The organism is Acaricomes phytoseiuli DSM 14247 (genome assembly GCF_000376245.1).
In the GTDB taxonomy this organism is placed as follows: domain Bacteria; phylum Actinomycetota; class Actinomycetes; order Actinomycetales; family Micrococcaceae; genus Renibacterium; species Renibacterium phytoseiuli.
The window spans coordinates 23757-38349 of record NZ_AQXM01000060.1; the positions used below are offsets into that span (position 1 = coordinate 23757).

Consider the following 14593-nt stretch of genomic DNA (forward strand, 5'->3'; position numbering starts at 1 on the left):
TGACTGGATGGAGGGTTTCAGCTGCATTGCAAGAGAAGCAATAGCACTGCGTGGTGGGCGATACTGGGTTCGAACCAGTGACCTCTTCCGTGTCAGGGAAGCGCGCTACCGCTGCGCCAATCGCCCGGGTACCTGCCGTTACTCTCAGGTGCCTGAGAGGTGGGGACGGGATTCGAACCCGCGTATACGGCTTTGCAGGCCGCTGCCTCGCCTCTCGGCCACCCCACCGCGCCGTGACTTGGGCCCGGATTGATTCCACATGCCAACAACCTGCGGTTGACAGTTTCCTGCGAGCGGATGACGAGATTCGAACTCGCGACCCTCACCTTGGCAAGGTGATGCTCTACCACTGAGCCACATCCGCAGTTGGGGAACCGGTTTGCACCGTGATTCCGGCTAGTTGACGGCTTGTGCCGCGACCGCCATCCTCGGGTTCCTGCGAGTAGAAACTTTATCTGAGGATACTGGAAACGCAAAATCCGCGGGGGCGTTCGGAGCGTCTTCATTCCAGGCAGCACGGCCGGGTGGTTGGCTTGTCCGGTTGTTCGCATAGGGGAGATTAGGTGTTGGGTGACGGTATCGGCTACGCTGCAATGAGCAAGCAGCCTGGGCGATTGGCGCAGCGGTAGCGCGCTTCGTTCACACCGAAGAGGTCACTGGTTCGAACCCAGTATCGCCCACCAGAACGACAGAGGTCCCGGCCGGGAGATCGGCCGGGACCTCTGTCGTTCCGGTCTACTTCCCAGCAGGGAGTTCTTAGCGGAGAGTTGATCGCCGGAGGGGGCGTCATGAACGGAGCAAGCGAGGTAACGGAGCACCGGGCCAGATACGTTACGGAGCAGTGGTTCCGGGCCCAGGGTCTGCCGTATTTCGTCGACCGTAGCAATCGTGGCCGCCGGCTTCTGGTTCGCAGCGCCCCGGTCCTCGTCTTCCTGGCGATCTTCAGCGCCAGCTTGATCCTGCTGCTGCGGATTTTCACTTTAGAGGTACAGACTCTCCTCGATGGTGAGCTCGATGCCGAGGGCGTGGCGGCGGGCGGCGAGGACTTCCTGCCTCTGGTGATCTCGCTTGTGGTGCTGGGCTTCTTGTTCGTTCTGCTGCTGGTGATTCCGGGGCTTGCGGCGGTGCTGGCGCGCCGTTACGTGCGAACCCGGCCGGCCTGGGCGCGTCTGGTCGCTTCAGTGTCGATTTTCCTGTTGGTCGCGGTGGTGCCACTGCTCTCCATCGGAGTCGAAGGCGTCAACTGGTACGAAGACACGCTGATCTCCATCGTCTTGGTCCTGGCGGTTATCGCCCTGACCTGGCTGGGACTCGGTTCTTTTCTGGGCTGGAGCGTACGCGCTGCGGTGAAGCAGCTCTCCGCGATCTGGCTGTTGGCGTCGATCGCCTTGCCGCTGCTGATTCTCGTCGTGATCTTCGCCTTCTATTCCGTGGAGACCTGGCAGATGGCATCCCGGCTGGCTCGCGGGCAGATGTTCTGGCTGCTGGCTTTCTTGGCGCTGGTGGGCACGATGTTCGTCGTGCACAGTGCCCGTAAGGAAGCGGTGACGATGCCGCAGGAGCTGACTGAGGAAACCCGCCGCAAGCTGCGAGAAGGCACCCCGCTAGCCGGGCTGGAAGACTCCATCGAGGCGGAGGAAGAAGCGGAGCAGGAGCCGGCGGAGAACCATTGGAGCGATTTGAGTCCTCTGGAGCGCGCCAATGTCGTGATCGTCCTGGTGCTCGCACAGGGCATTCAGGTGCTGTTCTTCGGGGCGCTCGCCTTTGTCTTCATGATGGTGCTCTGCACTTTGTCGATCCCGCCGGATTTGGCCCAGAGCTGGAGCGGTAAACCCAATAGCCCCTCTCAGTTCTTCGGCATCAATTTCAATGCCTTTCCGGAGGCCGAGGTGCGCGTCTCGGCTTTTCTGGCGGGTATCGCGGCCTTGAACTTCGCGGTGTCGGTCAACTCCAGCCAGGCTTACCGAGACGCTTTCTACGATCCGCTGATTCTGCAGACCAGCAAGGCTTTAGCGGTTCATCTCGCGTATAAAGCTCATTTCGTGGCACCTGAACTGCTTGTGGCGCAAGCCGCTGCTCGGGCTAAGGCGAGAGCTGCGGCCGAAGAAGAGGTCGAGCGCGAAGCCCCACCGGAGGCGAGCGTTCAGCAGGGACAAGAGCAGGAGCAGGAACAGGGGCAAGGCCGGGATCAGGAGAGCCGGCGGAAAGCACCGGGCCAGAGGTCACGCAGGGGAGATCACGGGGGCGCATCGTGACGCAGCCGCTCTTAGCACACAGCACCGACTTCGGGCGGATGTATTCGCGCCAGCCGGGAGGCCAGCCCGAAGTGCCCTCGATCACCACGGTGATCGGCATGCAGACCCCCGACCTCCTCGGCTGGGCCGGTTATATGGCGGCGAAAGCCCTGGCCGATCATCCAGATCTCCCCGTCTCGGCGGGTCAGCCCGCCGCCTTGCGCCCCCTAGTCCGTGAAGCCGCCTCCGCTGCCGAGCAGTACCGCCAGGCCACCTCGGAACGGGGCGACAGGGTGCATGCCTTCGCCGAGCAGATCGCGCTGCGGGCTCTTAGCCGGGAACACGATGTGCGCGGGGCACGAGAGCTGCTGGCAGAACACGGGGAGAGCGCTTACGCGGACCGCTTCGAAGAATGGTGGCAGCAGTATGACGTGCAGCCGCTCGCCCCGGAGGTCACGGTGTGGAACCATGCCGTCGGCTATGCGGGCACTCTGGACCTCGTGGCGGTGATCGCTGGCCGGTTATGCCTCATCGACTTCAAGACCAAAGGCGTGGACCGCAGGGGGCAGGTCAAAGCGCTGGACCCGCGGGTGGTGACACAGCTGACCGCAGGGCTCAAAGCCGAAGAATTCCTCCAGGACGCCCATACCGGCTCCTGGGCGCCCTGGTCCTATGCCGAGCAGTATCAGCAGGAACCGCTACTGCTCGCCGTGGCCATCAGCGAACGGGCCGTGATTCCGCAGCGGGCGAACCCGGAGATCCTGCCCCAGCACTGGTACAAGTTCTGCGCTCTGCGGCGGCTTTGGGAACGCGACCGGGAAGCCGCTCAGGCCGGGGTTCCGCTCTTGCCCGTCCCCGCGCCGCCGCGCCAGGAAACCAGGCCGGAGCTCACCTAGGTGCGTTCGGATTCGCCTAGACTCGTAGGGAACCTCATTAGGAACTCGGAACAGGAGCGCGGGGCACAGTATGGCAATTCTCCCCATCCGGCTCATCGGAGATCCGGTGCTGCGCACCTCCGCTGCGGAAGTCACCGACTTCGGTCCGGAGCTCGGGAAGCTCATCGAGAACATGATAGAGACGATGGACGCCGTGTCCGGAGCCGGCCTGGCTGCTCCCCAGATCGGTGTGGGTCTACGCGTATTCACCTACCGGGTAGCCGGCCAGTACGGGCACGTCGTCAACCCGGTGCTGGAAAACGGCGAGCAGTGGCAGGAGCAAGGAGCTGAAGGATGCCTGTCCGTACCGGGGCTCAGCTTCGCCGCACCGCGCTATCAGCACAGCGTGGTCACCGGTGCGGATCGTGACGGCAAGCCGGTACGGATCGAAGCCACCGGATTGCTCGCCCGCTGCATGCAGCACGAAACCGATCACCTAGAAGGCAGGCTGTTTCTGGAGCGGCTCTCCGGCGAGGACCGCAGAGCGGCGATGCAGGCGATCCGGCACACGGATTTCTCAGGTCAGGCCCAGCGGACCGCGCAGCACCGGGGCTCGCAGGCCCAGCAGGCCGGTTCTGCTTTCGGAGTCGGCCGATGATGGCACAGACTGTGGAAACTCAAGCCCCTGGACAGCCGCTGAGAGTAATCTTCGCGGGGACTCCCACGGTAGCCCTGCCCAGCCTCGCCGCCCTGCAGAAAAGCGCTGCATGCGAGGTCGTCGGCGTGTTGACCCGGCCCGATGCCCCGATCGGCCGCAAACGCGTGCTCACCCCGTCCCCGGTCGCCGCTGAAGCCGAGAGCCTGGGCCTGCCGGTGATCCGGGCCGCCGCCGTGGATGCTCAAACCCAGCGCCGGATCGCCGAGCTGTCTGCGGATATCGCCGCGGTGGTCGCCTACGGGGCGCTCGTTCCGCCAGCCGCACTGAAGGCGCTGCCGCACGGCTGGGTCAACCTGCATTTCTCGCTCTTACCGGCCTGGCGGGGTGCGGCACCGGTGCAGCACGCCCTGATCCACGGCGATGACATCACCGGAGCGAGCACCTTCTTGCTGGAAGAAGGCCTGGACACCGGCCCCGTCTACGGCACCATGACCGAGCAGATCCGCCGGGAGGACACCGCCACGGACCTGCTGAGTAGGCTCTCGATCTCCGGCGCCGCGTTGCTGACCAAGACGCTCACGGCGATTTCTGAGGGAACCGCGCAGCCGATCCCGCAGCAAGGCGAGATCAGCCTGGCACCCAAACTGCATGCGGCTGACGGTCGGATCGACTTCAACCAGCCGGCGCTCGCGGTCTGGCGGCGCATCCGCGGGGTCACCCACGAGCCGGGGGCCTGGGCGATGTTGGCCGATCAGCGGATCAAGCTCGGCCCGGTGCAGATGCGGCCCGATCAACGGCAGCTGCCTCCCGGCCAGTTGGACGTGCAGGCTGGGAAGCTGCTTGCCGGCACTGGTTCGTATGCGGTGGAGCTGGGTCAGGTGCAGCCCGCAGGTAAGAAGATGATGGATGCGATGGCCTGGATACGCGGCCTGGGTACGGCAGAGGTGATCAGAGGAATGAAGTTCGATGTCTGAGCGACGGCCCGAGCGGCGCCGTAACGCCGAGGTGCGCCCGCAGCAGGAGTCCGGTGGGCGGCGAAATACCCGGAATACTCAAGGACGGCAGCGGAACCGGGGCGGCTCCGGCTCGCGGCAGTACTCGGAAGCCACTCCGGCACAGCGGCTGCGCGAAGCGGATCCGGCCCGGTTGGTGGCGTACGAGGTGCTTCGGGCGGTGAGTGCGCAGGACGCCTACGCGAACCTTGTACTCCCAGCCAAGATCCGCAGCTATCGCCTGGACCGGCGGGATGCCGGCCTCGCCACGGAGCTCAGTTATGGAGCGCTGCGTTTCCTGGGCACGTACGACGCCATCATCGCCCGGTGCGTCGACCGGCCCCTCGCCGAGGTCGCCCCCGCAGTGCTCGACGCTCTTCGGCTGGGCGTGCATCAGCTCCTGGCCATGCGGATCCCGGCCCACGCCGCAGTGAACCAGACCGTGGGACTGGCCCGGGCGGTGGTCGGCGCCGGTGCGGCATCCTTCATCAATGCGGTATTGCGGCGGATCGGGGAGCGGGAGCTGACCAGCTGGCTGGATCTGCTCACCGCGAAGAGCACCGATCAGGTGGCGCAGAACGCCTTCCGCTACGCACACCCGGAGTGGATCGTGCGGGCCCTGCGTCAGGCTCTGGCCGCCCATGGCCGCCCGGTGTCTGAAATCCAGGAGCTGCTGGAGGCGGACAATGCCGCTCCCGTCGTCAATCTTGTCGCGCTGCCGGGGCTCGGCGAACTGGATGAAGCCTTCGACGCAGGGTTCGAAGCGGGCACGCTTGTCGCCGACTCCGCTTTGTCCTCGGGCGGTGACCCCGGCAGGCTCAGTTCGATCCGGGAGGGCACCGTGCGGGTGCAGGATGTCGGCTCACAGCTGGTGGCCCGTGCCCTGGCCCATGCGCCTCTTTCGGGGTCTGCCGATGGTGCTGAGGCCTGGCTGGATCTGTGCGCCGGGCCCGGCGGCAAGGCGGCGCTGCTGGGTGCGCTCGCGGCTCAGCGGGGCGCGACTCTGCTGGCGAACGAACCTGCTGACCACCGGGCCGAGCTGGTGCGCAAGGCACTAGCCCCGATCCCGGAGAAAGCATGGCAGATCCGTACCGGTGATGGCCGGACGGTCACTGCCCAGGATGAAGGAACCTTCCAGCGGATCATGATCGATGCGCCCTGCACCGGGCTCGGTGCCCTACGGCGTCGGCCGGAATCGCGTTGGCGCAGAACCCCGGCGCAGGTCTCGGAACTGAGCGCCCTGCAGCGCGAACTCCTCGACGCCGGTCTAGGGCTCCTCGCCCCGGGCGGCGTGCTCGCCTACGTCACTTGCTCGCCGCATCCGGCGGAGACGGTCGAGGTAGTGCGCCAGGTACTCAAGAAGAACCCGCAGCTGGAGCTGCTCGATGCCGGTGCGGCCCTGGACGCCGTGGCCTTAGAGCCCCTGAATGCCGCGAGCGACTCCGGGATGCTGCCGGGCACCGCCCAGCTCTGGCCGCACCGGCACGGCACCGACGCCATGTTCATCGCTTTGATCCGCAAACCGGCTGCCGCCGGCGCCCCCCCGTCCAGGAGGAATCATGAGTGCCATCAACCCCAGCATCCTGTCTGCCGACTTCGCAAATCTGGAAGCCGAACTGGCCAAGATCGCCACGGCCGATGCGGTTCACGTGGATGTCATGGACAACCACTTCGTGCCCAATCTGACCATCGGCCTGCCGGTCGTGCAGCGCATCCAGGAGGTCAGCCCGGTTCCGCTGGATGTTCACTTGATGATCACCGATGTGGATCGCTGGGCACCCGAATACGCCGATACCGGTGCCGCCTCGGTGACCTTCCACGTCGAGGCCTCCGCCGCACCCATTCGGCTGGTCCGGGAGCTGCGGGCGCGGGGGAGCCGGGCCGGGCTGGCTCTGCGGCCGGCCACCCCGGTAGAGCCCTACCTGGACCTGCTCGCGGAACTGGATCTGCTGCTCGTGATGACCGTGGAACCCGGCTTCGGAGGTCAGCCCTTTCTGGAGACCATGCTCCCCAAGATCCGCAGGGCGCGCTCGGCCATCGACGGTTCAGGCGCCGCGGTAGCGCTCCAGGTCGACGGCGGTGTCTCGGTGGAGACCATCGAACAGGCCGCTGAGGCCGGTGCCACGGTCTTCGTCGCCGGCTCTGCCGTGTACAACTCCCCGGATCCGGCCGAGGCCGTGCAGATGTTGCGCCAGATTGCGGATCACGCCGGAGGCTGAGACCGGGCCCTTGCCTGCCGTGGCATAATGAGGGCTGTTAACTAACGTGCTCCGGGGTCGGTGAAAGTCCGAACCGGCGGTCATAGTCCGCGACCCGCACAGCACCGGCATCCGAGATCATTCGGATGATCGGGACCATGCGGTTGAACCGGTGGAATTCCGGTACCGACAGTCAAAGTCTGGATGGGAGAAGCACGTACGTGGTTGCGCGCTGCGGCGCGCCGCTCGTTCGTCCCCGGAGCCATCGCAGTGGCTGGAAGGGAACGGATGATCGATTTTCTGCGATGGCTCTTCGACGCGAGGATCGAATTCGCCGGTGGCGGATTCTTGCTCTGGCGGGAAGTGCTGGGAAATGTCTTCGGGCTGCTGAGCGCCCTCGGCGGAATGCGCCGTAAAGTCTGGGCCTGGCCCATCGGCATCGCCGGTAACGTCCTTCTCTTCACGGTCTTCATGGGCTCCGTTTTCGGCTCCCCGAACCCCGTGAATCTACTGGGCCAGGCGGGGCGCCAGGTGATGTTCATCGCGGTCTCCATCTACGGCTGGCGGCGCTGGCGTCAGGGACGACGGCTGGCTGAGAACCCCGGTGCCGCAGTCGTCGAGCCGCAATGGGCCGGCTGGCGGGTGAGATTCGGCCTGATCGCCGCGATGCTTCTGGGCACCGGCCTGCTGACCCCGATCTTCTCCGCCCTGGGCTCCTACGAGCCAGTCTGGGCTGACGCCTGGATCTTCATGGGATCTCTTCTGGCCACCTACGGCATGGCGAAAGGCTGGGTCGAGTTCTGGCTGATCTGGGTCGCCGTGGATATCGTGGGCGTGCCTCTGCTGCTCTCCGCGGGGTACTACTCCAGTGCCCTGATGTACGCCTTCTACGGGGTGTTTACCTTGATCGGTTTCTTCGTCTGGTGGCGGGTCCGGAACCGGGCTGAAGCCCAGCGGCTCACTATCGAAACCGGCTTCCCGGACCCTACGGTCACCCTGGAAGATTCAGCCCCTCCGGAGGGTTCCAGGACGGAGCGCAACCATGCCGACTAATCCTGGAGCCGGCCCCGCTATGGGGGCGCCGTCAGCGTCCGATGAGCGGTACCGCCAAGCCATGCAGTGGGCGATCCAAGCCGCTCAGACCGGTGTGCGCGGCGCCAACCCCTTGGTCGGAGCCGTGCTGCTGGGCCCCGATGGGGAGCTTCTGGCCACCGGTGCGCATCAGGGTGCCGGAACCCCACATGCCGAGGCGGAAGCCCTGGCCGCGCTGCAGCGAGCCGGTGGAAACGCCCGGGGAGCGACGCTGCTGGTGACCCTGGAGCCCTGCCGACATCATGGCCGGATGCCGTCCTGCGCCGAGGCGATCATCCGCGCTGGAATCGCAACAGTGGTCTACGCGGTAGCGGATCCACATCCGGAGGCCACCGGCGGCGCCCAGCGGCTGCGCGAAGCCGGGATCGAGGTGATCGCCGGGGCCGCTCAGAACGCGGCGAGCGAACTGAACCGGCGCTGGTTCCAGGCCGTCCGCCAGGAACGGCCCTATATCAGCCTGCACCTGGCGCAAACCTTGGACGGCAGGATCGCCGCAGCGGACGGCAGCAGCCAATGGATCTCCGATACCGCATCACTGGCGCTCAACCACGCGCTGCGCGCCCGAGTGGACGCCATGCTCTTGGGTACCGGAACAGTACTCACCGATAACCCGCGGCTCAGCGCACGAGATGCTGAGGGACAGCCGCTCCGGAAGCAGCCGCTGCGGGTGGTCATGGGACGGCGCGACATCCCGGAGACGGCAGCGATCCGGGCCGATGACAACTGGCTACAGATTCCCCAGCACGACCCTTTAACGGCGAGCCGGCTGCTGCATCGCCGGGGGGTCCGGCATCTCATGGTCGAAGGCGGAGCCCAGATCAGCGCCGCTTTCCTGCGCGCCGACCTCGTGGACGAACTGATCGTCGCGCTCGCGCCGACTGTACTGGGCGCGGGCGTGAGCGGCATCGGGGATCTCGGAATCACCGCGCTCGCCGACGCCCGGCATTTCGGCTGGGACCCGCTCAGCCCGCCGCAGCGCGCCGGAGCAGATCTCCTGCTGACCCTGATACCGCAAGCAACCGGAAGCTCAGAAGAAACTGAAGTCCGACACACTAAGGCACAACAACAAGCTAAGGCAGAACAACAAACTAAGGGACAACAACAAGCTAAGGGACATCAGAGACCAGCCGGGAACACCCCAGCAGAAGCGGAGCACGCCTGATGTTTACGGGAATCATCGCCGGTCGGGGCACCGTGCGCGGCATCGAACAGCGGCCTGCAGCCCAGGACACTGCCACCCGGGACACTGCCGCCCGGGCCGATAACACCATGGTCCTGCTGCACCTGGACGCCGGCGAACTCGCAGCGGATATCACCCTGGGCGCCTCCATCGCGGTGGACGGAGTCTGCCTGACCGTCGTGGACCTGGACCATGACGCCCCGGTTCCGGGCAGGATCGCCCTGGACGTCATGGGGGAGACCCTGGCCCGCAGCACCCTGGGCGAGCTGAGCTCAGGCGATCGGGTCAACCTCGAACGCTGCACCCCCGTTGGTGCTCGGCTCGACGGGCATATCGTACAGGGCCACGTCGACGGCGTGGGTCGCATGCTCAGCTCTCAGGAGCTCGACGGCTGGCAGCGGCTGAGATTCTCCATCCCGGCCAGGCTCGCCCGCTATGTGGCGGAGAAAGGGTCGATCGCCATAGACGGGGTCTCGTTGACCGTAACCCAGGTCAGTGCCGTCGACGATCCGCAGCCCTGGTTCGAAGTGGCGCTCATCCCGGCCACGCTCGAGGCGACCGGGTTGGGGGCCAAGGCCCCGGGCCAGAGCGTCAACCTGGAAACGGATGTCCTCGCCAAATACGCCGAACGGCTGCTCGGCTTCAGTCAGGCAGAGAACGCGGAGGAACGAGCATGAAGACACAGCGCCTGATCGATGGGTTCCCCGCGGATCAGCCTCCGGCCGGCCCGGCAGAAGCCCGCGACGAACGGATCCGGCTCGCGCTCGCCGCGCTCGCCGCGGGTGGCGCGGTGCTGGTGCTGGATGATGAAGACCGCGAGGATGAGGGCGATATCGTCTTCGCGGCTGAGCTGAGCACACCGGAACTCATGGGCTGGACGATCCGCTATTCCTCCGGGGTGATCTGCATCCCGATGCCGGAGCCCCTGGCCGACCGGCTGGGTTTGCCGCCGATGGTCGCGGACAACCAGGATGCCAAGGGCACCGCGTATACCGTCAGCTGCGATGCGGTTTCGGTCCTTAGAACGGGGATCAGCGCCACGGATCGCTCGATCACGGCGCGGGTGCTCGCCGACCCGGCGAGCACGGTCAGCGATCTGAGTCGGCCCGGGCATATCTTCCCTCTCCGCGCGGTTGAAGGATGCGTCAGACAGCGTCGTGGGCATACCGAAGCCGCGGTAGAGCTGGTACGGCTCGCGGGATGCGCTCCGGTCGCCGTGATCGCTGAGCTGGTACGGGATGACGGAGAGATGATGCGCCGGGCGGAGATCCGCGAATTCGGGATCGCGCAGGGATGCCCGGTGCTGTCGATCGCGGAGCTCGTGGATTATCTTGACCGCAGACAGGAGCAGGAGCTGATGGAGGTTCTTCGATGAACGTTCCCGATCCGCAGCAGTTCGAGCTGATTCCGGGGCCGGTGGTGCAGCTGCCGACACCGCATGGGCTCTTCCACGTCCAGGCCTGGCAAGAGCCGGGCACCGGAGTCGAGCATCTCTCGCTCAGCTCGGCGGCGGAGCCGCTGGAGCCGGGGCCGGTCCCGCTGGTGCGGGTGCATTCGGAGTGCCTCACCGGAGATGTCTTCGGCTCTTACCGCTGTGATTGCGGTGAGCAGCTGGATGATGCGCTGGCTCAGGTCCAGCGCCATGGCGGGACGGTGATCTACCTGCGGGGCCAGGAAGGCCGCGGCATCGGCCTGGCCAATAAACTCCGTGCCTATGCGCTCCAGGAATCCGGAGCGGACACGGTGGAGGCCAATGAGCTTCTAGGGCTGCCGGTCGACGCCAGGACCTACGATGCGGCAGCTGCAATCCTGCGGATTCTGGGGCAGAATCGTATTGACCTGCTGTCAAACAATCCGGTGAAAACGCAACGACTACGCGAACTCGGTATCGATGTTCGCCAGACCGTGCCGGCGGAGATCCCTTCGCGGCGGGAGAACATCATGTATTTGCGAACCAAACGGGACAAGATGAACCATCTACTCGCTTTAGGCGAATCGTATCTGGTGGAGCCTGCTCAGCCTTCTGATCCGGCGGCGCGCGCTCTTCCCCACGAACTGCCGGGGAACCCGGCATGAGCGGCGCGGGCGCCCCGTCGACGGGTGCTCTGGCAGCCGGCGGCCTGCGGCTGGCGATCATCGCCGCCTCCTGGCATGAGCAGGTGATGGACGGGCTCATCAGCGGTGCGCTGCGGAGCGCGCGCAGCTCCGGCATCACTGAGCCGCGGCTGCTCAGGGTTCCGGGGACTTTCGAGCTCCCGGTGGCTGCCGCTCGGCTCGCCGCGTACTATGACGCGCTCGTGGCTCTGGGCGTGGTGATCCGCGGGGGCACTCCGCATTTCGACTATGTCTGCCAGGCCGCTACTCAGGGTCTGACCGAAGTCGCCGTGCGCACCGGTGTGCCAGTGGGTTTCGGGGTGCTGACCTGTGACACCGAGAAGCAGGCCCTGGACCGGGCCGGGCTGCCCGCGACGGCGGACTACCCGGGGTCGGTTGAGGACAAAGGCGCAGAAGCCACGCATGCCGCGCTGAGCACAGCACTGATCCTCGGATGATTCCAGGACCCAGGCTGCTCCGGAAGGGGTTAGGCTGGAAGGCGTGAAATCTTTCGATAGCCTCTTCGCCGAACTGAGCGATAAGGCCGTTCGCCGTCCTGAGGGATCACGTACTGTGGCCGAGCTGGATTCCGGCGTGCACGGCATCGGGAAGAAGATCGTCGAAGAGGCCGCTGAGGTCTGGATGGCCGCCGAGTACCAGAGCGATGCGGAGACCGCCGAAGAGATCTCTCAGCTGCTCTACCATGTGCAGGTGCTCATGGTGGCCAAAGGCCTCAGCCTGGAAGATGTCTACAAGCATCTCTGAGCGTCCCGAGTTTCCCTGAGAGTCAAGCCAACCGAAAGATCATGTCACGATGTTACGTGTAGCCGTTCCCAATAAGGGATCCTTATCCGAGGCCGCTATCGCCATGCTGACCGAGGCGGGTTACCGGCAGCGGCGTGATCATCGCGAACTGGTGCTCGTCGATCCGGACCTGGACATCGAGTTCTTCTACCTGCGCCCCCGTGATATCGCGGTCTATGTCGGCTCCGGAACGCTCGATCTCGGCATCACCGGAAGGGATCTGCTGCTCGATGCGGACGCCGAGACCGCCAATGCGGCAGAACTGCTCCCACTGGGGTTCGCCCCGTCGACGTTCCGCTTCGCCGGGCCCATGGGCGCTTTCAGCAATGTCCGGCAGCTGGCGGGCAAGCGGTTGGCCACGAGTTACGACAGCTTATTGCGCCGCTACCTGGCTGAGCGCGATATCGATGCGACAGTGGTGCGACTCGATGGAGCGGTGGAATCCTCGGTGCGGCTCGGCGTGGCCGATGCCATCGCGGATGTCGTGGAGACCGGCAACACCCTGCGCGCCGCAGGGATGGAGATCTTCGGCGAGCCGATCCTGCACTCAGAGGCCGTGCTGATCGGGCGGGAAGGCGAGCACCCGGCAGGGCTCGATGTCCTGGTGCGCCGGGTTCAGGGAGTGCTCGTGGCGCGTCAGTACGTCATGATGGATTACGACATCCCCCGCGAGCTGTTGGCGCAGGCCAGCGCACTCACCCCGGGCCTAGAGTCGCCGACGGTGTCGCCGCTGCACAACGATGAGTGGGTGGCAGTGCGCTCGATGGTGCGCAAACAGGATACGCACAAGGTGATGGACGAGCTGTACGAGCTAGGTGCCAGGGCCATCCTGGTATCTGCTATTCACGCGTGCCGGATCTGATCCGGGCCAGTAGAAGCGGAAGAGAACGACTATGTCAGTGGCTATCCGGGTGATCCCGTGCCTGGACGTCGATGCCGGCCGGGTGGTCAAGGGCGTCAACTTCGAGAACCTGCGCGATGCCGGAGACCCGGTGGAACTGGCTCGCAGGTACGATGCCGCGGGAGCCGATGAGCTGACCTTCCTGGACGTTACGGCGACTTCGGCCGACCGGGAAACGACCTTCGATGTGGTCTGCCACACCGCGGAAGAAGTCTTCATACCGCTGACCGTGGGCGGCGGAGTGCGCGGTATCGCCGAAGTGGACCGGCTGCTGCGCTCCGGTGCGGATAAAGCATCGATCAATTCGGCGGCGGTCGCCCGCCCGGAGACCATTGATGAGATCACCCGGCATTTCGGTTCGCAAGTGCTCGTGCTCTCCCTGGATGCCAGGCGGAACCCGGCTGCCTCCTCTGGCTTCGAAGTGACGACGCACGGCGGGCGGCGGGGCACTGGGATCGACGCGGTTGCCTGGGCTCGCGAAGCCGTCGGCCGCGGTGTGGGCGAGATCCTGCTCAATTCCATTGACGCCGATGGTACGAAGGAGGGCTTCGATGTGGAGCTGATCCGCCTGGTGCGGGCCGCGGTTCCGGTGCCGCTCATCGCCTCCGGGGGAGCGGGAGTGCCCGAGCACTTCCCGCCGGCGGTTGCCGCTGGTGCGGATGCGGTGCTTGCCGCGAGTATGTTCCACTTCGGGCCGGTAGAGATGATCGCCGAGGTCAAAACTGCGATTCGCGCCGCAGGCTATCCAGTGCGCTGAGGCAGAATCAGAGGCCGACGTCGGCGGTTTTGAGCAAAGCCACCGCGTCGGGCTGCCCTTCGAAGGTCACCAGGGCGTGATCCGTACGGCCGTGGGCATGCATGAGCAGTTCGCTGGGCTCGCCCACGATCGCCACCGATACCGGTGCACGTTTGGCGACATGCCTGGGGCCGGACGGCTGAACCAGGACGACCCCCAGATCCACGCCCCGGTAGAGGATGGCCGCTCGTTTGATCAGTTCATCCCAGAGCGCTTGCGAGTACTCTTCGTCCAGCGCCCGGGGTGCCCAGCGCTCCTTGGCCCGCCGCAAATCCTCGGTGTGCACGAAGTATTCGATGAGGTTCGAGGATTCGTCGAGCGCTTTGATCCGCAGGGGAGAGAAAGCCGGAGGCCCCTCGCGGAACTGCTTGACGAGTTTGGCGTAGCTCTCCGGTGTGGCGGATTTCTCCGCCAATTTCCGGGTGGCCTTCTCCGTGGCCTTGGCGAAGCTGGGCAGCAGCAGCCCGATGCCCACTCCGGCATTGCGCTCCCTGAGGTACAGATGCGCCGCCAGATCCTGCGACTGCCATCCGGCGCACAGGGTAGGGGCGTCCGGGCCGACCGCCAGAAGCGTTTCAGCCAGGACCTCACGGGAAGGATCGACGAAGTGCATTACTCGTGAAAGTAGCATGTTCCGGCTCTGAAATCTTGTGCGAAACGGTTTCACCAGAGCTTTCCTTGGCCCGCGCATAAGATCCTGCGCTTCCGGACGACGTGGTGCCGCTCTCGGGGCGGAAGCACTAGAATGGATCGAGTGTCTGATGTGTAT

15 protein-coding genes, 4 tRNA genes, 1 pseudogene and 1 riboswitch are annotated in these 14593 nt (G+C 65.5%); of the genes and pseudogenes, 16 read left to right on the plus strand and 4 right to left on the minus strand.

Annotated features, from left to right (window positions below; translation table 11 throughout):
- Window positions 1-51: 51 nt before the first annotated feature.
- From C501_RS0108245 to C501_RS0108255, 3 genes are all read right to left on the minus strand, one after another.
- Window positions 52-126: transfer RNA gene (locus tag C501_RS0108245), tRNA-Val, on the minus strand.
- Between the two features lie 31 nt (window positions 127-157).
- A tRNA-Cys gene (locus C501_RS0108250) sits at window positions 158-228 on the minus strand.
- 64 nt (window positions 229-292) lie between these two features.
- Window positions 293-364 (minus strand) — tRNA-Gly (locus C501_RS0108255).
- 244 nt (window positions 365-608) lie between these two features.
- Here C501_RS0108255 and C501_RS0108260 point away from each other — a divergent pair.
- The 16 genes and pseudogenes from C501_RS0108260 to hisF all read left to right on the plus strand — a co-directional run bounded on the left by C501_RS0108260 (window position 609) and on the right by hisF (window position 13785).
- Window positions 609-683 (plus strand) — tRNA-Val (locus tag C501_RS0108260).
- Between the two features lie 105 nt (window positions 684-788).
- Window positions 789-2255: a hypothetical protein gene (locus tag C501_RS0108265; RefSeq protein ID WP_018135157.1), complete on the plus strand. Its 1467-nt coding sequence runs from the start codon at window positions 789-791 to the stop codon at window positions 2253-2255.
- Window positions 2252-3130, plus strand: coding sequence for a hypothetical protein (locus tag C501_RS0108270; protein ID WP_018135158.1), 879 nt, complete (start codon window positions 2252-2254; stop codon window positions 3128-3130). Before C501_RS0108265 ends, C501_RS0108270 begins: the two co-directional genes overlap by 4 nt.
- Before the next feature lie 70 nt (window positions 3131-3200).
- Window positions 3201-3767 carry a peptide deformylase gene (gene def, locus C501_RS0108275; protein WP_018135159.1) on the plus strand — a complete coding sequence of 189 codons (567 nt, stop codon included), beginning with the start codon at window positions 3201-3203 and terminating at the stop codon, window positions 3765-3767.
- Between the two features lie 38 nt (window positions 3768-3805).
- On the plus strand, window positions 3806-4741 hold the full coding sequence (gene fmt / locus C501_RS0108280) for a methionyl-tRNA formyltransferase (RefSeq protein WP_026174749.1): 936 nt from the start codon (window positions 3806-3808) through the stop codon (window positions 4739-4741).
- Window positions 4734-6281 (plus strand): annotated as a pseudogene (locus C501_RS14015) (RsmB/NOP family class I SAM-dependent RNA methyltransferase); the annotation flags it as partial. The gene fmt and the pseudogene C501_RS14015, both read left to right, overlap by 8 nt.
- A gap of 37 nt (window positions 6282-6318) precedes the next feature.
- Window positions 6319-6978 carry a ribulose-phosphate 3-epimerase gene (rpe, locus tag C501_RS0108295; RefSeq protein ID WP_018135163.1) on the plus strand — a complete coding sequence of 220 codons (660 nt, stop codon included), beginning with the start codon at window positions 6319-6321 and terminating at the stop codon, window positions 6976-6978.
- A gap of 42 nt (window positions 6979-7020) precedes the next feature.
- A riboswitch (FMN riboswitch) is annotated at window positions 7021-7178 on the plus strand.
- A gap of 70 nt (window positions 7179-7248) precedes the next feature.
- Window positions 7249-8010 (plus strand): nicotinamide riboside transporter PnuC, encoded by a 762-nt coding sequence (pnuC, locus tag C501_RS12905; protein WP_051064509.1) that lies wholly within the window; start codon window positions 7249-7251, stop codon window positions 8008-8010.
- 19 nt (window positions 8011-8029) lie between these two features.
- On the plus strand, window positions 8030-9211 hold the full coding sequence (gene ribD / locus C501_RS12910; protein WP_156807702.1) for a bifunctional diaminohydroxyphosphoribosylaminopyrimidine deaminase/5-amino-6-(5-phosphoribosylamino)uracil reductase RibD: 1182 nt from the start codon (window positions 8030-8032) through the stop codon (window positions 9209-9211).
- Complete coding sequence (locus C501_RS0108310; protein ID WP_018135166.1) at window positions 9211-9906, plus strand: riboflavin synthase; 696 nt, start codon at window positions 9211-9213, stop codon at window positions 9904-9906. Before ribD ends, C501_RS0108310 begins: the two co-directional genes overlap by 1 nt.
- Window positions 9903-10604, plus strand: a complete 702-nt coding sequence (gene ribB / locus C501_RS12915; protein ID WP_018135167.1) for a 3,4-dihydroxy-2-butanone-4-phosphate synthase — start codon at window positions 9903-9905, stop codon at window positions 10602-10604. Before C501_RS0108310 ends, ribB begins: the two co-directional genes overlap by 4 nt.
- A complete protein-coding gene (locus tag C501_RS0108320) occupies window positions 10601-11305 on the plus strand; it encodes a GTP cyclohydrolase II (protein ID WP_018135168.1) in 705 nt (234 codons plus the stop codon). Before ribB ends, C501_RS0108320 begins: the two co-directional genes overlap by 4 nt.
- Window positions 11302-11781, plus strand: coding sequence for a 6,7-dimethyl-8-ribityllumazine synthase (ribH, locus tag C501_RS0108325; RefSeq protein ID WP_018135169.1), 480 nt, complete (start codon window positions 11302-11304; stop codon window positions 11779-11781). The genes C501_RS0108320 and ribH overlap by 4 nt, the downstream gene beginning before the upstream one ends.
- A gap of 43 nt (window positions 11782-11824) precedes the next feature.
- Window positions 11825-12088, plus strand: a complete 264-nt coding sequence (locus C501_RS0108330; RefSeq protein ID WP_018135170.1) for a phosphoribosyl-ATP diphosphatase — start codon at window positions 11825-11827, stop codon at window positions 12086-12088.
- Between the two features lie 49 nt (window positions 12089-12137).
- The gene (gene hisG, locus C501_RS0108335; RefSeq protein WP_026174750.1) at window positions 12138-12989 is read left to right on the plus strand and encodes an ATP phosphoribosyltransferase; all 852 of its coding nucleotides are present in this window, start codon (window positions 12138-12140) and stop codon (window positions 12987-12989) included.
- Window positions 12990-13020: 31 nt separating this feature from the next.
- Window positions 13021-13785, plus strand: a complete 765-nt coding sequence (hisF, locus tag C501_RS0108340; protein ID WP_018135172.1) for an imidazole glycerol phosphate synthase subunit HisF — start codon at window positions 13021-13023, stop codon at window positions 13783-13785.
- Between the two features lie 7 nt (window positions 13786-13792).
- Here the strand turns inward: hisF and C501_RS0108345 are convergent, their stop codons facing one another.
- The gene (locus C501_RS0108345) at window positions 13793-14437 is read right to left on the minus strand and encodes a TIGR03085 family metal-binding protein (protein ID WP_018135173.1); all 645 of its coding nucleotides are present in this window, start codon (window positions 14435-14437) and stop codon (window positions 13793-13795) included.
- Between the last annotated feature and the right edge of the window lie 156 nt (window positions 14438-14593).